The 20,764-nt window shown below is 39.9% G+C and carries 11 protein-coding genes; 2 read left to right on the plus strand and 9 right to left on the minus strand.

What is annotated here, in order from left to right; translation table 11 throughout:
- Positions 1 to 99: 99 nt before the first annotated feature.
- The 9 genes from F565_RS0115760 to F565_RS0115800 all read right to left on the minus strand — a co-directional run bounded on the left by F565_RS0115760 (position 100) and on the right by F565_RS0115800 (position 15,459).
- A complete protein-coding gene (locus tag F565_RS0115760; protein WP_026300096.1) occupies positions 100 to 2,088 on the minus strand; it encodes a retaining alpha-galactosidase in 1,989 nt (662 codons plus the stop codon).
- Between the two features lie 120 nt (positions 2,089 to 2,208).
- Positions 2,209 to 2,871: a beta/alpha barrel domain-containing protein gene (locus F565_RS0115765; RefSeq protein WP_020214207.1), complete on the minus strand. Its 663-nt coding sequence runs from the start codon at positions 2,869 to 2,871 to the stop codon at positions 2,209 to 2,211.
- Positions 2,871 to 3,872, minus strand: a complete 1,002-nt coding sequence (locus tag F565_RS0115770; protein WP_154652635.1) for a sugar kinase — start codon at positions 3,870 to 3,872, stop codon at positions 2,871 to 2,873. Before F565_RS0115770 ends, F565_RS0115765 begins: the two co-directional genes overlap by 1 nt.
- Before the next feature lie 5 nt (positions 3,873 to 3,877).
- Positions 3,878 to 5,044, minus strand: coding sequence for a mannonate dehydratase (uxuA, locus tag F565_RS0115775; protein ID WP_035642382.1), 1,167 nt, complete (start codon positions 5,042 to 5,044; stop codon positions 3,878 to 3,880).
- Between the two features lie 48 nt (positions 5,045 to 5,092).
- Positions 5,093 to 7,753, minus strand: coding sequence for a glycoside hydrolase family 2 protein (locus F565_RS0115780; RefSeq protein ID WP_154652628.1), 2,661 nt, complete (start codon positions 7,751 to 7,753; stop codon positions 5,093 to 5,095).
- A gap of 20 nt (positions 7,754 to 7,773) precedes the next feature.
- The gene (locus tag F565_RS0115785; RefSeq protein WP_020214211.1) at positions 7,774 to 9,093 is read right to left on the minus strand and encodes a gluconate:H+ symporter; all 1,320 of its coding nucleotides are present in this window, start codon (positions 9,091 to 9,093) and stop codon (positions 7,774 to 7,776) included.
- Positions 9,094 to 9,149: 56 nt separating this feature from the next.
- A complete protein-coding gene (locus F565_RS0115790; RefSeq protein WP_020214212.1) occupies positions 9,150 to 10,679 on the minus strand; it encodes a SusD/RagB family nutrient-binding outer membrane lipoprotein in 1,530 nt (509 codons plus the stop codon).
- Between the two features lie 27 nt (positions 10,680 to 10,706).
- Positions 10,707 to 14,057, minus strand: a complete 3,351-nt coding sequence (locus F565_RS0115795) for a SusC/RagA family TonB-linked outer membrane protein (protein ID WP_020214213.1) — start codon at positions 14,055 to 14,057, stop codon at positions 10,707 to 10,709.
- A gap of 349 nt (positions 14,058 to 14,406) precedes the next feature.
- A complete protein-coding gene (locus F565_RS0115800) occupies positions 14,407 to 15,459 on the minus strand; it encodes a LacI family DNA-binding transcriptional regulator (RefSeq protein ID WP_020214214.1) in 1,053 nt (350 codons plus the stop codon).
- Between the two features lie 377 nt (positions 15,460 to 15,836).
- Here F565_RS0115800 and bglX point away from each other — a divergent pair, with 377 nt between their 5' ends.
- Together bglX and F565_RS0115815 are read left to right on the plus strand one after the other, a co-directional pair.
- Complete coding sequence (gene bglX, locus F565_RS0115810) at positions 15,837 to 18,131, plus strand: beta-glucosidase BglX (RefSeq protein WP_020214216.1); 2,295 nt, start codon at positions 15,837 to 15,839, stop codon at positions 18,129 to 18,131.
- Between the two features lie 63 nt (positions 18,132 to 18,194).
- Positions 18,195 to 20,642 (plus strand): beta-glucosidase, encoded by a 2,448-nt coding sequence (locus tag F565_RS0115815; protein ID WP_020214217.1) that lies wholly within the window; start codon positions 18,195 to 18,197, stop codon positions 20,640 to 20,642.
- Positions 20,643 to 20,764: the final 122 nt, after the last annotated feature.

Below are 20,764 nucleotides of genomic sequence, written 5' to 3' on the forward strand. Positions count from 1 at the left end.
AGTGCAGGCAAATATTTGTGTATACTTGTCTTTATAAATAGGTTAATAAAAGCTGCATAGATTATGATAAAATAGTATCAGGATGCGGATGCAAATAAATTAGTTTTTAGGTGTAATGATAGCCGACATACCGCCACCTTCTGCAAGATGAAAGTTTAGTTTAGTATCGGCTGTTACTGTTACCAGTTCCCTTTTATAATCTACCGCAGCCTTATCTGCGTTTACTCCATCCTTAAATATTTCTGCCTGATACGTTTTTCCCTTTTCTAAAAACGAAAAGTCTACCGTAATATCCCTTGCATCCCAGTTTGTTATCGCCCCTATATACCATGTATTTCCTTTTTTTCGCGCCAAAGACAAATATTTGCCTACATTGCCGTCTAATGCTACAGTTTGGTCAAAAGTTGTTGGTATTTTAGCGATAAAAGTTGTAGATTCCTGTTCTTTTTTATAAGCTGTAGGGCTATCGGCCATCATTTGCAGCGGTGCTTCAAAAACGGTATACAAAGCTAACTGGTGGCAACGGGTTCCCTGGCTTTTAGGCTTAGACCCTACCGACCTGAATTGCTTTTTTGTGGTATTATCCATAGCTCCGGGCGTATAATCCATAGGCCCCGCCATCATGCGTATAAACGGTATGGTGCAATCGTAAGCAGGTACATCGTCTCCCGGTGTCCATTTGTTGTTTTCCATTCCTTTCACACCTTCAAAATTCAGGATATTAGGATACGTTCTTTGTATACCTGTAGGCTTATACATACCATGATAATCGATCATTATTTTATTATCTGCCGCCTTTTGTGCAATATCATAAACAGATTTTACCATCTTGGCATCATCACGGTCTATAAAATCTACCTTAAAACCTTTTATTCCTAAAGCAGCATAGTGCTTAAATACATTATCCGGATTTTCGTGTACCGCCATCCATGACGCCCAAAGTATTATGCCAACATTTTTTTGTTTACCATACGCTATTAAAGCTTCAAGGTCTACATCTGGACTGTGTTTCATAATATCATTTTCCATGCTCCAGCCTTCATCAAGCACTACATATTCTACTTTATTATCTGATGCAAAGTCTATGTAGTATTTATACGTTTGTGTATTAATGCCTGCTTTAAAATCAACACCATAAATATTCCAGTCATTCCACCAGTCCCACGCAACTTTACCGGGCTTAATCCAGCTTACGTCTTTAATTTTAGATGGTTCAGATAATTTTTGTACCATATCATTATTGGCAAGGTCCTTATCATTTTCTGACACTACAACAATGCGCCACGGAAACGTACGCGTACCCTTTGTGGTAACCATATAATCGGCACGTTTAGTAATCAGTTTATTAATGTCATGAAAGCCGCCATTAACTTCTTCCAGCGGGTATTTAGGGAAAACAGCTTTAAAGCCCAGGCCTTTATCAGCTTGTTTAACAAACATGCCCGGGTAATCTTCAAGGTTTGCTTCAAGAAAAACGGCTTTCTTTTTTGGAGTTACCTCAACTAAAAAAGGTAAAAATGCGAGCGTATCTTTAGAGAACCCTGATACTTTTTTGTTTTCATATAAGGCTTCAAATGATGATATATAAGGGTCTTTAGGGTTTCTTAAATCTCTTACATAAGGCATTAAGGTATTTAGATCTTTATCAAAATAAATGCCTGCTTCTTCGTCTTTAATAGTAATATCTTTTTTCTTTGCGGTAATAAACCTGTAGGCAACACCATCATTAAAAGCACGGTATTCTATACTAAAATCATTTTTAAACTTTACTACTAAGCTGTTGTAATTATTTTCTACCTGCTTTTTTTTGTAAAAAGGAGTCGCAAAGACTGACTGTACACTCTCTGTTTTAGAGCTTGTAACTACAGCATTTTTTCCTAAAACATCTCCCGTAGCCAATGTAACAGACATTGGCGAAGGTGCCAGTACAACATCATTTTGGTGCTTTACTGCCCAGCTTATTTTATCAGATATAGTAACTGTAATTTCCAGTTTTTTATCAGGAGAGTTTAGTTTAAACTCTTTTGCTTTCTGGGCAAAGACATTTAAAACTGACAGAAGTAGTAATGTAAGTAGTGCTTTTTTCATTGATACTATTTTTATTTTTAGCATTTAGCTAATTGATATTGTTGTTTAATAAAAGGATTCCCTAACAAAAGTTAGGGAACCCGGTAACTAACCTAACCAAATAACACAAATATGAAATCTTTATATTTTTACTGTATTGATGATGTTAAGTACATTGGCAGTACTGTTTTTTAACTGTTCAAAATTTGACGTTGCCAGTATTTCTTTAGTAATAAGCTTACTGCCCATACCTACACCAACTACGCCTGCCTTAAACCATTGGCTTATGCTTTGCTCATTAGCTTCTACCCCGCCGGTAACTACAAAATCAAGACCTTTAAACAGCGGTAAAACAGCTTCGGCAAAACCGGCTCCAAGAGCATTACCAGGAAACAATTTTATCAGGGTACACCCCGCTTTCTTAGCTGTATGAATTTCGGTTGGTGTCATGCAGCCCGGAATCCATAAAATGTTATGTTCTATTGCTACAGCGCATACCTCATCATCAAAAAACGGGCTTATTAAAAAATCAGCACCAAGTGCTATAAAATCTGCCGCTTCTTTATTGCTTGTAATTGTACCTATGCCTAATAATAATTGGGGCATCTTTGCATCTCTCTCTTTTATTAGTGCTTCAAAATTTTTAAGGGCATTAACACCACGATTAGTAAATTCTATGGTTGTAACCCCGGCATCATAAAGGGCTTTTGCCACGGCAATACAAATCGTAACATCATCATGGTAAAATAATGGCAACAGACCCTGTGCTTTAATTGCTGTAGCAGCTATATCTTTTTTATTCATTATATCATTCTTTTTTCAACGTTTTCAATACTTTGCTTTGTGGCATCGCCTGCCTCCTGTAGTTTACCTACGGCGGCAGCGGCAGCATAGTTGGCTATAAAGTCTGCATCATAATCTTTGTGTAGGCCATATATAAGCCCTGCCATAAAACAATCGCCGCTCCCTACCCTATCCTTAATTTCGGGAATAGTATAATATTTTGACGCAGCCGCTTCTGAGTCCTTTTTTACCACTGCAAAATAGTTATCCTGTAGCCTGTAAGTGTACGCCAATGTAGCAGCCCTTGGATATTTTAATTGCACTAATGCCATGCTCGCAGCAGCGGCATCTGTTAATTCCTGCTGCGTTTTGCCATCGCTATCATCAACCGGAGATGTTATACCCAACAATGAATCTACCGCCCAGATGTTGCCCATTATTACATTGCAGTAGGCTACCAGGTCTGGCATTACACTAATGGGTTCACAACCATATTGCCATAGTTTGCTCCTGTAGTTCAGGTCGACAGATATGGTTATCCCCTTTGCCGATGCTGCCTCTAAAGCTTCTTTACATACTGCCGCACTATTTTTATTAAGCGCAGGGCTTATAGCACTAAAGTGAAACCACGTACAGCCTTCAAAAACACCATCCCAATTTATAGTCCCGGGTTTTAAATCAGCAAACGACGAATGGTCCCTGTCGTAAATTACACTATTATGCTTTACATCTAACCCAACCGGCAGATAGTAAATACTCATACGGTTTCCCGAAAACAATATATTATCGGCCTGTATATTCTTAGAGCTTATATAACCTGAAATTTGTTGGGACAAATAATTGTCCGGAAGCGCCGTAACATAACTAACCGGAATTTGCCAGTTAGCCAATGCTGTAGCAACATTAAGTTCTGCTCCGCCTATGTAAAAAGGCAGGGCATCCTGAGAGGTCCAGTCCCTATCCATATTAGGCGAAAGCCGCAGCAATAATTCTCCGAAACAAACTATTTTGCCTTTATCCATGTCCATTAATTATCCTGTAGACTTCTTATAATACCCAACTCCAGGCCGCGAATTTCGGCAAGGCCGCGCAAGCGCCCTATTGCAGAGTAGCCGGGATTTGTTTTTTTGGTAAGGTCGTCCAGCATCTGGTGGCCGTGATCCGGCCGTACTGCAATAGAAACCTTACGCTGTTGCATAACAAGTACAAGTTCTTTTATTACGGCATACATATCAACATCACCTTCAAGATGGTTATCTTCAAAAAAATCGCCATGCTCATTACATGTAGTGGCGCGCAGGTGAATAAAATTTATCCTGTCGCCAAACTGTCTTACCATTTGTGGCAGGTTGTTATCTTCGCGTACCCCAAAAGAACCCGTGCAAAAACATAAACCATTATGTAATGATGGCACAGCTTTTATTAATGCTTCTATATCAAAGGCGGTACTTACCACCCTTGGCAGCCCAAGTATGGCATAAGGCGGATCATCCGGATGGATTACCATTTTTACGCCCGTTTCTATTGCTACAGGTATTATCTGCTCTAAAAAGTAAATAAGGTTGGCACGAAGTTTATTGGCATCAATATCGGCATAAGCATCCAGCGCCTGCTGAAACTGCTGTAGTGTAAAACTTTCTTCGCTACCCGGCAGTCCGGCTATAATGTTGCGCTGCAGTAATTGCTTTTCGGCATCATCCATGGCATTAAACCGTGCTTCAGCTCTCTGTAGCTCTTCGGTAGTGTAATCTTTTTCGGCATTTTTTCTTTTCAGGATAAATACGTCAAAAGCTATAAAGGCGGCTTTTTCAAACCGCAGGGCTTTGCTGCCATCCTCAACAGTATACGATAAATCGGTACGCGTCCAATCCAGCACCGGCATAAAATTATAGGTAACCGTATAGATATTACAGGCTGCCAAATTGCGTATTGATTGCTTGTAGTTCTCAATATAAGCAGTAAAATTTGCCCCCTGGGTTTTAATAGCCTCGTGTACGGGTACACTTTCTACTACACTCCAGGCCATACCCGCAGCTTCAATTTCTTTCTTGCGTTTTAGTATTTCTTCAACAGGCCACACCTCGCCATTAGGTATATGGTGCAATGCGGTAACAATACCTGTACACCCTGCCTGCGTTATATCGCTAAGGCTTACAGGGTCTTTAGGGCCGTACCAACGCATAGTTTGCTCCATACGGTTGGCACTTATATTTTTAAAATCAGTCATAAATTAAAAGCTGAATTATTTTTTATCTTCTACAAAAAACGGACTCCATGGCAAACCGGTTTCCGGCCATGTGCTAACCTGGGTATTTTTATTAAGCTTTACTGCAACGCCGTTAGCATTAATATCTGTAATACCTACGTTTAAACCATCTACCAAAATAAGGGCATCCTCACCATTAAAATCAGCAATGGCAGCTTCAATAGTTATTTTTTTAGATTCGCCACCCAGTAAACTCACATAATTATCTGTATAATAAACCGGTAGCACACGCGTATCAGATTTTGATTTTCTTAGTTGCAGGTGTGCCATTACAGCAGGCTTATCAGTAGGGTTACTTAACGTTATATCAATAAAACATTTGCTTCCTTCGGTTCTTTTAGTAGCTGTAGCTTTAATATTTACAACTGGTAAAACGTCTAATGCCTGCATGTTATCGGGCTGGCTGCCTTTCCAGTAAAAATTATCCGATAATACTTTGCCTTTAGCATCGGTCAATTGCAATTTTATAAAATAAACTGCAGTCAGGTTTTGAGGCAGTTGCAGTTTAGGCAATCCTGTAGCTTTATATTTAGGGGCATCTATGGTAACATCTGTTTTTTGAAGCAGCTTGCCATTTATATCATAAATAGCAGTGTGCACTTTAGCTTTTGCCAATGCTTGCGGTGTTGAGTTGATTACCTGTACATTGCCCTCTTTTTCGTTAAATTGGATGTGTATAGCCTCACATGCTTTTTTTACAGCAAATAACGATGCGTTAGGCTCCAGGTCATAATGGTATAATTGCCATACAAAGCTGGGCTGTGCAGGGTGGCTCATCCAGGTTATTACACCAGTTACTGGATCGAAAAGTTTTGCAAAACGGCCTTCATACATGGCACGGTACGACTCATAATTTGCTAACTGAGATTTCCTCACAAAATCGGCAAGGTTTTTTATTTTGCCATAACGTTCGTTAATAATATCGGGGAAAAGCTGTGCTTTTTGCGCGCCTTTTGCAAAATCGTGCTGTGCCCAGTCGTCATTAATTTCTTCCCAGTCTTTTTGCGGCATCATTCCCTGTACCGATTCCAGTGTTGGGATAGACATTGTGCCTGTTTCTGTTTTAAACGCTTCCTCTATAGTATAAAACTCTTCGGGCTTTCTCCATGAGTATGGGCCGTGGGATCGCACACCCTTACCATCGGTAGAACTGGCCTGGTATAAACGACTTGTATCTAATTTACCAAGCATGATCTTTAAGGCATCATCTATCTTTTTGGGAGGGAAACCTTCGTTCCTTGCACACCACACCGCAATACTTGGGTGTGTACGGTAGCGTAATATTTTTTCCTGAACGTTATACAGGTACAAATCTACATCGGCAGGGTTTGGCCCATCGCCGGGATTTGCCTGAAAAAATTCGTCCCATATCATTAACCCGTATTTATCGCAAAGGTCATACAGCATTTCGTTAGTGCTTTGCCCTACCCAGTTACGTATCATGGTGTAGTTTGCCTGCTGGTGCATTTTTATCTGGGCTTCAAGCCTTTCTGGCGTAACCCTCTTCATAGCATCATCCATACCCCAGTTACCGCCTTTGCAAATTACCTGAACACCATTAACAGATATAGTTAAAAATTCAGAGCTTGGCACCGCGTATTCATATTCGCGGATACCAAATTTAAGTTCACGCTCATCAGATACTTTACCGTTAAGTTCAAAACTTAATTTAAGGTTATAAAGGTCCTGCCTGCCATAACCGTTAGGCCACCACAATTTGGGATTTTTAAAGTTAAGCTGTTTAAACGCTTCAGGCGTAAAATATACTATGCTCAACGTATTTGCAGGCACAGTAACATTCTGCTGAAAAGTAACATTCCCTATGCTGCCTTTTAAAACACCGGTTTGAGAGGCATTGGTATTATTTTGCAATGTAGTTTCAATTTTTATAGCAGCCTTATCGGTAGCGGGTAGCGGAAGGTCGGTCACTACAAAAGGGTCTTTAATAGACACGGCATCTGTAGCCGACAAAAACACTTTTTGCCAAATGCCTGAGTTCCTGTCGCGTATGGCAGGAATCCAGTCCCAGCCTATAGAGCATAAAAATGTAGGCCCATCATAAGATGAATATAACCCGTTTTTACCCATGCCCGTTGCAATATTATGCTCGTGAGATATTCCCGGATTGGGCTGCGGGGCTATAAGTACTGCTATGGCAGCCTCTTTACCTGCCGTAACAAATGGAGTAATATTAAATACCCCTCTTGCAAAAGCTCCTTTTATAGTTCCTGCTTTTTTACCGTTTACGTATATAGTGGCTTCATAGTTTACACCGTCAAAATTTAGCCAGATAGCTTTGCCGTCATAACTTTTAGGTACGGTAACTTTAGTTTTATACCAGTAAGATGTGTGGCATAAATATTCTGATATTATTTCGGGGCGGTTATTTTCGCCATACATGGGGTCAGGATAAACCTTATTATTTACCAGGCTGGTTAAAACCGTGCCGGGAACTGTGGCGGTATACCAGTTATTGGCTTTATAATCTAATGTTGATATTTTTTCTCCGCTGTCCTGCACTTTGGCAATGTCCTGAAGCTGCCACCCGTTTGTAAGGGTAACGTTAGCAGGTGTTTGGGCAAAGGCACTAAATGAAAGTAATGCAAATAAAAGTAACCTGGTAATAGAAATGTGCATAGTAGTATTTTTATACATGTTTAGCTTATACAATAGTTTAAAATCATTACCCCCACGAGCCCTGCAACAGAGACTATGGTTTCCATTAAAGACCAGGATCTGAAGGTATCTTTTAGCGATATATTAAAATATTCTTTAAACATCCAGAAACCGGGGTCGTTTACATGAGAGAACATTAAACTGCCCGATCCTATGGCAAGCACCATTAGGCTTGGGTCTACGTTAAATGTACTCATTAACGGTGCAATAATGCCTGCAGTTGTTAACCCTGCTACCGTGGCAGAACCAAGGCATACGCGTATTGATGCCGAGATAAGCCATGCCAATACTAATGGGTGTATTTGCAGGTGTGCAAAGTAAGTACCTATCTCTTCGCTCGCACCACTGTCCATAAGCACCTGTTTTAATGCTCCGGAACTGCCTATAATAAGCAGGATGATGGCAATATCTTTTATGGCATCTTCATAAATGCGCATTATCTCTTTTATACTTTTTTCCATCCTTATACCTATAGTGTAGGTTGCTACAATAAGGGCTATAAGCATTAAAATAGATGGTTCACTTAAAAAGCGGCAAACCTTGGTAAGCGGCGATCCTTCTGGCAAAACCAGTAATAATATAGACGTTACTGCAAGTAAAAATACAGGTAATAGCGCAGAAAAAAAACTATTAAATGTACTTGGCAGTACCGATAGTGGCATTACCCTCTCAAACGTTGTTAAACCACCAACGGGCTTAATGTTTTTTACAGTTTGCGAAAATAAAGGTCCGGCAATTATTATAGCCGGTATGGCTATAATGATTCCGTAAAATAAGGTTTTACCCATACTGGCCTGAAAAATTGTAACCAGTGCCGCGGGCGACGGGTGTGGTGGCAAAAAACCATGCGCTACAGAGAGGGCCGCAAGCATGGGCAACCCTATGTATACCGCAGGTAATTTATATTTATACACCAGCGCAAATATTATGGGAATAGTAAGCACAAAGCCTACATTATAAAACAATGGTATACCAATAATAAAACCTGTACAAAGCAGGCCCCATTGTATGTATTTACGGCCAAAGACATTCATGATAGAATCTGAAATTACCTGGGCGGCACCGCTTTCGGCTACAAGTTTGCCTATCATGGCACCAATGCAAATAATAACAAGTATAGACCCTAACATACTGCCTATACCGGTTTGTACAGATTCTGATATCTTTTCGGCGGGGATACCTAAAGCAAAACCTGCAGCTATAGATGCCAGCAGAAATGAAATAAAGGGGTTAATTTTAAATTTGGTTATCAGCAGTATAAGCAAGGCTACCACCGATAGTATAACAATGAGTAACGACATTTTCTTCTTTTTTGTAAAAACAGGGCATCAATATAAATATAGATGCCCTGTGTAAATTAATTATTATCCCACCAAACTTTTGTTGTAAATAAATCAGGGCCCTGACGGTTAATGGCTTCGGCAACATTAGCACCGTTAACACCATATTCGTTAGCCGAATATTTTAGCCTCCTTGGTATTACACCATTTGTTTCATTACCCGGCGGGTTAACAGGTGTAAGTGCAGGAAAACCTGTTCTTCTCCAGTTTGCCCATGCTTCTATATGGTTAAATGTTACCGCATTAACAAGATAAATTTCTGTATGTATAGCATTTAATTTAGCATTAAGATCTGTAGCCGGGTAAGGGTTAGCCGCAGCATAAGCAGCAACAGCCTCCGCAGATGGCGTAGTACCATAAACAGATACCTGCTTAACCGCACTCTCCTGGCCTGCTGCAAATGCTGCAGCAGCAGATCCTGTAACGTAGCCTCTCTCTATAGCTTCGGCAAGCAATAGCTGAGATTCTGCATAGGTCATGTATATCCACGGCGCGTTAGATGCTAACATCGCTGTAGATGGGCGCGAATAATTATTGAGGTCTGTAACGGGCAGGTTAATAAGCTCGTTAGCAGTAATACCATTAGGCAAACCTACCTGTACATCGGCAGCATTATTGCCATTTTTAAGGCTTGCAACCACGGTAAGCCTTGGGTCTGTCCTGTTTTTCATAAGGTCTATAAAAGTCTTACCCCATAGCAGTCCATTTAAGTTAGCAACGTTTGCACCCACCGGGCCCAACGTATATGAGTTAGGATTTGTATTGATTTGAGAACCTGCCAAACCATCAAAATGTATTGTTACATTTTCATCGGCATTAGTTATTAAACCATCGGCAACTGCCCTTGCAGCCCAGGTTTGTGCAGCAGCCGGGTCTACTTTTTGTAGCCTCATTGCCAGCCTAAGCATAAGGGTATTTGCAGCTTTTCTCCATTTTGCAAGATCTCCGGTATAAATATAATCAGCACGGGTAGGTTTGGCCGCAGCATCGTCAAATGCAGCTCCGGCCTCGCTAAGCTCTTTTAGCATATCCATATAAATATCTTGCTGCTTATCATATTTAGGCGTAAAATTATTATCAATAAATCCTCTTCCTGCTTCAAAATAAGGTACATCGCCATAAAGGTCTGTAAGCCTTGCAAACTCCATAACCTTTAGTATCCTTGCCATAGAATGTATATTTACATTTGCCGGAGCACCAGAAAGGTCTATAAGGTTTACAATGTTTTTAATAGTATTAGGATATGAATAATCAAAATAGAACATGTAGGTATTACTGGCGCTGCTGTAAAAGCTACCGCCATAAAATCCGGCATCGGTGCTGGACATTTGTTGTACAATGCATGCAGCATGTGCAAAGTTTACCCTTTGTGTTTTTGCACCCGCATCTGGCGATGCCGGTATAAGTATTTGCGCCTCACTCAGCAAATACTCTAACGGCAACGAGGTAGGCTTGTTTGGGTCTACATTTATTCTCTCAAAGTCTGACGTGCACGATGATAGTGCAATAGCAGATATAAATAGTGGTAATATTATTTTCTTGATCATGACTTACTTTAAATTAAATTACAGGAATTAAAATCTGGCGTTAAGGTTAATTCCAAAAGTTCTTGTAGCAGGCGCACCTGCATATTCAAGCCCCTGGGCATTACCGTTATTATAGCTTGATTCTGGGTCTATGTTTGGCGTATATTTTTTAAGTATTGCCAGGTTGCGCCCTACAAGGCCTACCGTAAATTTAACCGGAGTATTTTTTACGTTAAATGTTTTAAACGAGTAGTTTAATATTATTTGCCTAAGTTTTATAAAGTCCGATTTAAATACGTTTGGCGTCGCAACTTTATTAAACAGGTTACCCCAGTAGTTTTGAGCAGTAGTATTTACTGTATTTACTGTACCGGCTTCGTTAACACCCTGCCCTACTATACCGCCTTCACGGCCTTGTAACGTTTCTTCGGCTAAACCTAAACGGTAAGCAACAGCGTTTGAACCTGAGTAAACATATCCTCCAAATTTACTATCTACTAAAACACTAAGCGAAAGGTTTTTGTATGTAAATGTATTGGTAAAACCCATTTGGTAAGGCGATACGCCACTGCCAAAATCTTTAAGGTCGCCCTTCATTGGAGCACCTGTTGCATCATGCACTATATTACCTGCTGCATCTCTTTTATAATCAAAACCTGTAATCTGGCCGTAAGGCTTGCCCACGATCTGGTCTATAAAAGCGGTGCCATACCTGCCCGAATCTACACGTAGTGTTGTAGCGTCTCCGTATAAACTAACCACTTCACTCTTGTTGTACCCCATATTGAATGAAGTATCCCAGGTAAAATCATTTGTTTTTATAGGTGTTCCGCTTACTAAAAGCTCTATACCTTTATTAGATATTTCACCCACATTAAATAATGCTGTATTAAAACCTGATGTACCCGATATTGTGGCAGCCACAATATCATCGGTGGTTTTCCTGGTGTAGTAAGTAAGGTCTACGCCAAACCTGTTATTAAACATTTTAGTTTCTACACCCACTTCAAATGTAGTAGATGTAAGCGGCTTTAAATTAGCATTAGGAACGTTAGAACCATTTATTTGCCCTAATGGCGCACCCATGTTAGCCCCATTAAGTACATATCTAAGGTTTAGGTTGTAAGGGTCTGTATCGCCGCCTGCCTGTGCCCATGATGCCCTTACTTTTAAAAAGTTAATAACCTCCGGCATTTCAAAAGCCTGAGAAGCTACAAAGCTCGTACCTACAGATGGGTAGATGATACTATTATTTTTTGATGCAAGTGTAGAGAACCAGTCGTTCCTTGCAGATGCATTAAGGTAAAGATACCCTTTGTATGATACTTCGCCGCTACCGTAAACCGAGCTTATTTTTTTGCGTATTAAAGCTTCTGCAACCGTACGTGCACTCGGGTCTATATTAGATATGTCGTAAAAGAACGGAATATTGAACGAATTGTATGCGTTAATATCTAATGCATTGGTAACCTGCTGCATGTTGTTAGTACCTACTAAAGCATTAACATTAAAATCAGAATTTATGTCTTTGTTAAAACCAAGCATAAAGTCTGTATTGTACTCCCTGAAAGTCCTTTCACTATATATATAAGCTCCGCGAATTTCTGATGCTGTACCATAAGGCTCGATCATTTTGTTGGTATAGTTAAAATAATCCATACCAAACCTTGCCTTAGCATACAGCCAGTCGGTTATTTGGTACTTAGGCTCTACAGCAGCAATAAGCCTGTTTTTACTATCATCCTGCTTAAAATCGTCTGTAGCAAAATACGGGTTTTGTGTAAATACGTTGTCAGACCACGCTAACTCATAGCCATTGGCATCATACTTAGAATTTTTAAGCACATCTACACCCAGCGATGTAGGCAAAGCCATAATAGAAAATGCCGCATTACCGGGAGAGTCATTAACACGCGGGCGGTTATGATTTTTCTCCCTTACATACTTTGCATTTACTAAAACAGACAGGTTTTTACCAAGGTTGCTGTTAAGGTTTAATGCAAAGTTTTTACGGTCAAGGCTATTTGTTGGCAATACACCTTCATAATCAAGGTTAGTGAACGAAAAACGGTATCTTGTAGACTCTGATGCACCGGATAATGCTACAGATGATGTTATAGACGTACCTGTATTGTAAAAATCTTTAAGGTTGTTTTTTTGAGCTACATAAGGCCTTGCAACGCCGTCGTAAAACATAGCATTGCTACCATCAAGCCTGCCACCCCAGCTAAACCTGCCCGTTTTTGCCTGTGCTACAGTCTCTGGTTTTACACCACCTGTACCACTACCATAATCATACTGGTAATCAAACTTTTTAATTAACAGATCTTCTACTACAGAGTTGATATTTACCTCTACACCAAGGCCTTTTTGACCATTTTTAGCCGATTTTGTTGTTATTAATATTGCACCGTTAGAAGCTCTTGAGCCATAAAGTGCAGCAGCAGTAGCACCTTTAAGTACACTTATAGTTTCTATCTCATCGGGGTTAACACTCGACATACCATCCCCCCTGTCAGACCCTGCCCAGTTGCCATTTACAATAGATACCGGTGGGCCAAGCAAGGCATTGTCGTTATTAATGGGAATACCATCTACCACAATAAGCGGTTGGTTATTACCAGATATAGACCCGTTACCACGAATAACGATCCTGCTTGCACCATTTGCACCTGTAGCAGGTGTAGTAATATTTAAACCCGCAACTTTACCGGCTAATGTGCTGGCAATGTTAGGGCTTCTGCCTTCGGTAAGCTCACTGCCTTTTATCTCTGTTACAGCATAAGCAAGTGCTTTTTTCTCTTTTTTAATACCTAATGCAGTTACAACTACCTCATTAAGAGTAGTGACAGATGTGCTCATGGTAATTTTAAGATTAGCTTCATCCTGCATAATAAACTCTTCTTTAGGTGCATAACCTACATAATTTATTATTAGCATAGTACCCTCAGGAACACTAATAGCAAAGGCTCCGTTTGCATCTGTTATTGTGCTTGCCCCGGAGTTTTCTGTTTTTACTGTAGCACCGCCTATTGGCGACCCATCCTGGGCTACTACATGCCCTGCCACATTATATAATTTAGATAATTGTTGGTTTGCAGTTTTAACTGACGCTACAAGTACTACAGATAAAGAGGTTTCTTCTTTAGTTATAACCACTTCTTTAGTAGTATATCCTGACTGGCTAACTATTATTTTTTTTCCCTGAGGAACTGTTACAGAGAATACGCCACCCTCGCCCGTTAAAACGGTTTCTTCGGAAGACTCAACATGAACGGCAGCCCCTACTAACGGTAGTCCTGCCCCCGAAGTAACAGTACCGGACACGTCATGGTTTTGCGCATATCCAATATTTACAATAAAAAGCCAAAAAACGGCCATAAATATTTTTTTAGTCATAAATTAGATTTTTAAAATAGTTAGTAAATCGATTTACCAAAAATATAATATTTTGTTAATATAATAACATTAGCTAAAAAATATTTTTACATTTTTTTGTATAATTTAAAAAAATGATTTAAAATCATGTTATATTGAAATATAAATTAAATATTTAACATAAAAATATTTGAAAGAAGCATTTTAAGATGGATTTTTTTATCAAAACTACATCGTTGTAATTTTATAAAAAATCAATAAAATACTGTTTATATTGATAAATGCTAAATTATTAAATATATAATCGAATTTAAAAATTCCCGTTTCAGTAAATATTTACTAAACTGTATCGTAATAGTTCATTCTTATATTAGAATACAGAACCAGTAATACTAAAGTTTGAGAAGTTTGAAGTGGACTGACGAATTATTAAGGTAGCGGGAATTTCAATCATTTCTACCCTTTTAATATTCGACTGGTTTTCCATCTCGTTAAGAAGTATAGCAAAGGCATTCTCTGCAATTTCAGCAAGTGGCTGTGCTATAACGGTAATAGGAGGCGAGTAAAGCCTAAACAGGTCATGCTCATCAAAACACACAACGGCAAAATCCTTACCTACTTTTAAATTGCTGCGCTGCATAGCCTCTAACCCTAATATAGCCAAATAGTTAGTGCAAAAAAATAAGGCGTTCATAGATGGATTGGCCTTATAAAATTTGGCCATTTCTATAACCATCCTTTCATTTTCGCCCGCTTTATAATCTATATTTAATATGTATTTTTTAAGCCCGGCCTGCTCAATGGCGTCATTATATCCCTGTAGACGCCCGGCCATCTGGGTTTGATGAGAGTTTAGCGTAATGCAGCCCACATTTTTAAAACCATTGTTAATAACATGTTTAATTGCTGTTTGAGAGCTAAGCCTGTTATCTACCACAACATGGTTCATATTAGTTTCTGCAAAATGCCGGTCAAATAAAACTACAGGAATATTCTTATTTTTCAGTTTAAGAATATCCTCTAAAGCGCCATCCGGTGGAGATATTATATAGCCGTCTACTTGCTTTTCCTGAAAAAAATCAAGCAAAGTGCTTGTCTTTTCAGGATTATTTTCAGTACTGCTGTAAACAATTTTATAACCGCTCTTTGCAGCTCTTTCTTCTATCAGGCGGGCTATGCCAGAGAAAAACGGATTAGAAATATCCTCTACAAGTAATGCAATAGTATTGGTTTTCCCGGTCCTAAGACTCTGGGCAAGAGAACTTGGCCGATAATTTTTCTCTTCAATTATCCTGAGCACCTTCTCTATTAATGCCGGGCTAACTTTATGGTCTGCTTTCCCGTTAAGAATAAAAGACACGGTCGTGGTAGATGTACCTGCAGCCGCTGCTATATCTTTAATTGATATTTTATTCTTTTTCATTATTTATTAAATACTAACTTAATACGAGATTGCTTCTTTATGAGCCAATAATACAAATATACCTAAATCATCACAGTATGTACCTATTAATTTTAAATTGCCAGGACATACAAAATTCCTTCCAAAACTATAATAATAAATGTATAGTAAACACTTTAAAACATCTTTAGAGATAAAACTTAAAACATCTTTAAAGTTTTACAGGATAATCAAAATACTGCATCAAAATTATTAAAACTATTTTAATTTTTGGATAAAAGTACATATAATATTTGGTAAATCGATTTATCAAATGTAATATTGCTATTTATTTTAATCCCGCAGATGGCTTGTAAGTACTTAGCCATAAATTCATTCATTTTCATACAAAAAATACTATGCTGCCTAAAAATAAAATTACACCACTCATTATAACGATTGCGACATTGTGCTTTGCAACTACAATAGGGCAAGCACAAGAAAAAACTAAGCTTATTAAACAGGATAACGAACAAAAGATAACAGCTTTAATGGCTAAAATGACCCTTGAAGAAAAAGTGGGCCAGATGAATCAGTACAATGGCTTTTGGGATGTTACAGGCCCTGCGCCAAAAGAAGGTAATGCTGCTATAAAATATGAACACCTGCGCAAGGGCTGGATAGGGTCTATGCTAAGCGTGCGTGGTGTAAAAGAAGTTCGCGCCATACAAAAAATAGCTGTTGAAGAAACAAGGTTAGGCATACCGCTTATTATAGGCTTTGATGTTATACACGGTTACAAGACCCTCTCCCCCGTTCCGCTTGCCGAAGCAGCCAGTTGGGATATGGATGCAATAAAGCATAGTGCACAAGTAGCTGCAGATGAGGCATCGGCTTCCGGCATCAACTGGACCTTTGGCCCTATGGTAGATATTAGCCGCGATGCGCGTTGGGGCCGCGTGATGGAAGGTGCCGGCGAAGACCCCTACCTGGGCAGTAAGGTCGCTTTTGCCAGGGTTAAGGGTTTCCAGGGAGATGACCTTTCTTTACCAAATACTATTGCTGCATGTGCCAAGCACTTTGCCGGTTATGGTTTTGCCGAGGCAGGCCGTGATTACAATACTGTAGATGTAGGCAATGCAACCTTATATAATACCATATTGCCTCCTTTTAAAGCCGCTAAAGATGCAGGGGTACGCACCTTTATGAACTCTTTTAATATACTTAATGGCGTGCCTGCAACAGGTAACAGCTTTTTACAGCGAGAGATACTTAAAGGCAAATGGGGTTTTACAGGCTTTGTTGTAACAGATTGGGCCTCTATACGTGAAATGATAACATGGGGATATGCAAAAGATGGTGCAGAGGCTTCTTTAAAAGCAGTTACTGCCGGTGCCGATATGGATATGGAATCTCGTTTGTATGTAACCGAACTTGTTAAGCTTGTTAATGATGGTAAAGTAGATGTTAAGCTGATAGATGATGCGGTGCGCCGGATACTAAGGGTAAAATATGAACTTGGACTGTTTGACGACCCGTACCGCTATTGCAACGAAAAGCGCGAAAGAACAACCATAAACAGCAAGGCAAATCACGAAGCTGTGCTTGATGTTGCCAGGAAATCTATAGTACTTTTAAAAAACGAAAATAGCCTTTTGCCGCTTAAAAAATCAGGACAGAAAATAGCATTAATAGGTGCGCTTGCCGCCGATAAAAACAGCCCGCTGGGAAGCTGGAGGATCGCCGGAGACGATAACTCTGCAATATCTGTATTAGAAGGGATGCAGCAATATAAAGGTAATGTACTTACTTACGAAAAAGGAGCCCACCTTACTATTGGTAAAACTTCTTTTCAGCAGGAACTGGTTTTTAATACTACAGACAGAAGTGGTTTTGAAGCCGCTAAAAAAGCCGCTAAAGAGGCCAATGTTGTGGTAATGGTTTTGGGTGAGCATGGCTTTCAGAGTGGCGAGGGCCGCAGCCGTACTAACCTTGACCTGCCGGGGCTTCAGCAGGAATTGTTAGAAGAAATTTATAAAGTAAACCCCAATATAGTTTTAGTGCTTAACAATGGCCGTCCCCTTGCACTACCCTGGGCTGCAGCACATATACCTGCAATTGTTGAAGCATGGCACCTGGGCAGCGAAACCGGAAATGCCGTGGCACAGGTACTTTATGGCGATTATAACCCAAGTGGGAAATTACCTATGAGTTTTCCCAGAAACGTAGGCCAGATTCCTATTTATTACAACCAGCACAGTACCGGCAGGCCGGCAGACAGCGATAAAAATGTGTTTTGGTCGCATTATACAGATGTGGAGAAAACTCCCCAGTTTGCTTTTGGCCACGGCCTTAGCTATACTACTTTTAAATATGGTATACCTAAGTTAAATAAAACAGTTTATTTAAAGGGCGAACCCGTACAAATAACTGTTGCTATTACTAATACAGGGAATTTTGATGGTAAAGAAGTAGCCCAACTATACATTCAGGATATTTCGGCCAGTTTATCACGCCCCGTAAAAGAACTCAAAGGTTTTGAAATGGTATCGCTTAAAAAAGGAGAAACCAAAACCGTAAACTTTACGCTAACAGATACCGAACTTGGCTTTTACAACAACGACGGTGACTTCCTGACAGAACCGGGAATATTTAAAATATTTGTAGGCACAGCCAGCGATAATGTACAGGAATTGCAATTTGAACTTAAATAAACAAATTAATATAAGAGGCTGCTCATACTTTATAAGTGCCATCTGCATCAAACATTTGCTATCATGAAAAAAATAAACAATAACAAATTTATAAAAGTGCCGTTGCTTACAGCACTTGTGCTTGCATCTTTAGGAACTAAAGCCGCAACCGGTCATGTGGGAGATCCTCCTGTACTAAAAATTGAAGGGCTGGAATTTAGCGACCTTAACCGTAACGGTAAGCTTGATAAATATGAAGATTACCGCCTTAGCCTTGAAGAACGCATTAATGATTTGGTAAGCCAGATGACCGATGAAGAAAAGGCAAACTTTTTAACAGGGACAGGAAAACCCGGTAATGATGGGTTAACAGCCGTGATAGGATCTGTAGAGGGGCGTGTACCCGGTGCTGCCGGAGTTACATATGCTATAGAAAGGCTTGGCATTCCCGGTGTAACCCTTGCCGATGGCCCTGCAGGATTGCGCATAAAACCTGTTCGTGATAATGATGCCAATACGTATTACTGTACCGCTTTCCCTGTAGGCACATCGCTTGCCAGTACCTGGAATACAGCACTTATAGAAAGTGTGGGTACCGCCATAGGCAGCGAAACAAAAGACTATGGTGTTGATGTGCTCCTTGCCCCTGCCCTTAATATTCATCGTAACCCGTTGTGCGGCCGTAATTACGAATATTATTCTGAAGACCCTTTAATATCAGGCAAAATTGCCGCCGCAATGGTAAGGGGCATACAGAGTAATGGTGTGGGTACAAGTATAAAACACTTTGCAGCAAACAATCAGGAAACAAGCCGGTTTTCTATTAACGAACACATAAGCAAAAGGGCACTACGCGAAATTTACCTGCGCAATTTTGAAATTGCCATAAGAGAGTCGCAACCCTGGACGGTTATGAGCAGCTACAATCTTATAAACGGTACATATACATCTGAAAGGAAAGATTTACTTACCGATGTGCTTCGTGACGAATGGGGATACAAAGGCATTGTTATGACCGACTGGTATGGTGGTTATGCCGCTCTAACAGCATTAGTGGGCAGAACGAGCGATGTAACCACACAATTAACTGCCGGTAACGACTTGCTTATGCCGGGCATGAAAGAGCAAAGGGCATCTATTATAGAGAACCTTAAAAGTGGCAAACTAAGTAAGGAAGCTGTTGATGCCTGCGTAAAAAGAATGTTGGAACTGGTAATGAAATCACCAACTACAAAAAAAATTCCGTACAGCAATAAACCTAATCTTACTGCTAATGCAGCCATAACCCGCAGTGTTGCTACAGAGGGTATCATACTCCTAAAAAATGAGGGCAATGCCTTGCCTTACACAAGCAAAACAAATTCGGTTGCTGCATTTGGGGTTACGTCGTATGCCTTTATTTCGGGCGGTACAGGCAGTGGCGATGTTAACGAAGCCTATACAGTATCGCTGCTTGACGGACTTAAAAATGCAGGTTATAAAGTAGATGAACCCCTTAGGGCAATATACCAGCCTTATACAGATAAAGTAAAAGGCATAGAAGATGCCCGACGCAAAAAAGAAGGCAAACTTACCACCCACAAAAGGTTACCCGAAATGGGATTTACAACAGCAGAGCTTAATGAAAAAGCAGCATTCGACGATCTTGCTATTATTACCATAGGCCGTAATAGTGGCGAAGGCAGTGACCGTGTGGTGGATAACGACTTTAACCTGGGCGAAGATGAGCATAAATTAATAGAAGATGTAGCGAAAGCCTTTCATGCCAAAGGTAAAAAAGTGGTAGTGATACTTAACATTGGCGGGGTTATAGAAACTGCAAGCTGGAAAGATAAGGTAGATGCCATACTCCTGGCATGGCAGCCGGGACAGGAAGGCGGTAACTCTGTAGCCGATGTTTTTGGCGGAAAAGTTAACCCGTCTGGAAGGCTTACCATGACATTTCCTGTAAAATATGAAGACACTCCATCGGCAAAAAACTGGCTGGGTACGCCAAAAGAAGCCCCTAAAGACGTAAACTATCAGGAAGGTATTTATATAGGTTACCGCTATTATGATACTTTTAAAGTAAAACCGTCGTTTGAATTTGGTTTCGGGAAATCATACACCAGTTTTGATTATAGTACTGTAAAGTTATCATCTAAAACATTTAACGATAATGTAACCGTATCTGTAACGGTAAAAAACACAGGCAAAGTTGCCGGTAAAGAGGTGGTACAACTATATGTTTCGGCACCTGCCAAAACGTTGGATAAACCTAAGCAGGAACTTAAGGCTTTTGGTAAAACCAAAACACTTGCGCCGGGCGAAAGTGAAACGCTAACTTTTACATTAACAGCAAAAGACATTGCATCGTTTACAGAAAGCAAAAGCGCATGGATTGCAGAGGCCGGAAGCTATACAATTAAAGCATCTGCCTCATCGGCTGCAGCCGGAAAAACAGTTACGTTTACTGTCCCGAAAGAAATTGTAGCCGAAAAAGTACATGACTCTTTTGCAGCAGATGTAAAATTTGAAGATTTAAAACCATAGTGAAATTAATATTATCACCATATAAAAGGCCTGGTTTCTACTGTAAATCCAGGCTTTTGTATAATCATTCAAAAAAAATTTAAAGAATGGCAACACGATTTTGAACAGGTTGACATTATTTA

Source organism: Flavobacterium rivuli WB 3.3-2 = DSM 21788 (assembly GCF_000378485.1).
GTDB lineage: Bacteria > Bacteroidota > Bacteroidia > Flavobacteriales > Flavobacteriaceae > Flavobacterium > Flavobacterium rivuli.

What these genes read in the sequence shown, in the direction of transcription:
- F565_RS0115760 (WP_026300096.1), bottom strand. Translation starts at nt 2,088, where the DNA reads ATGAAAAAAGCACTACTTACATTACTACTTCTGTCAGTTTTAAATGTC.
- F565_RS0115765 (WP_020214207.1), bottom strand. Translation starts at nt 2,871, where the DNA reads ATGAATAAAAAAGATATAGCTGCTACAGCAATTAAAGCACAGGGTCTG.
- F565_RS0115770 (WP_154652635.1), bottom strand. Translation starts at nt 3,872, where the DNA reads ATGGATAAAGGCAAAATAGTTTGTTTCGGAGAATTATTGCTGCGGCTT.
- uxuA (WP_035642382.1), bottom strand. Translation starts at nt 5,044, where the DNA reads ATGGAGCAAACTATGCGTTGGTACGGCCCTAAAGACCCTGTAAGCCTT.
- F565_RS0115780 (WP_154652628.1), bottom strand. Translation starts at nt 7,753, where the DNA reads ATGCACATTTCTATTACCAGGTTACTTTTATTTGCATTACTTTCATTT.
- F565_RS0115785 (WP_020214211.1), bottom strand. Translation starts at nt 9,093, where the DNA reads ATGTCGTTACTCATTGTTATACTATCGGTGGTAGCCTTGCTTATACTG.
- F565_RS0115790 (WP_020214212.1), bottom strand. Translation starts at nt 10,679, where the DNA reads ATGATCAAGAAAATAATATTACCACTATTTATATCTGCTATTGCACTA.
- F565_RS0115795 (WP_020214213.1), bottom strand. Translation starts at nt 14,057, where the DNA reads ATGACTAAAAAAATATTTATGGCCGTTTTTTGGCTTTTTATTGTAAAT.
- F565_RS0115800 (WP_020214214.1), bottom strand. Translation starts at nt 15,459, where the DNA reads ATGAAAAAGAATAAAATATCAATTAAAGATATAGCAGCGGCTGCAGGT.
- bglX (WP_020214216.1), top strand. Translation starts at nt 15,837, where the DNA reads ATGCTGCCTAAAAATAAAATTACACCACTCATTATAACGATTGCGACA.
- F565_RS0115815 (WP_020214217.1), top strand. Translation starts at nt 18,195, where the DNA reads ATGAAAAAAATAAACAATAACAAATTTATAAAAGTGCCGTTGCTTACA.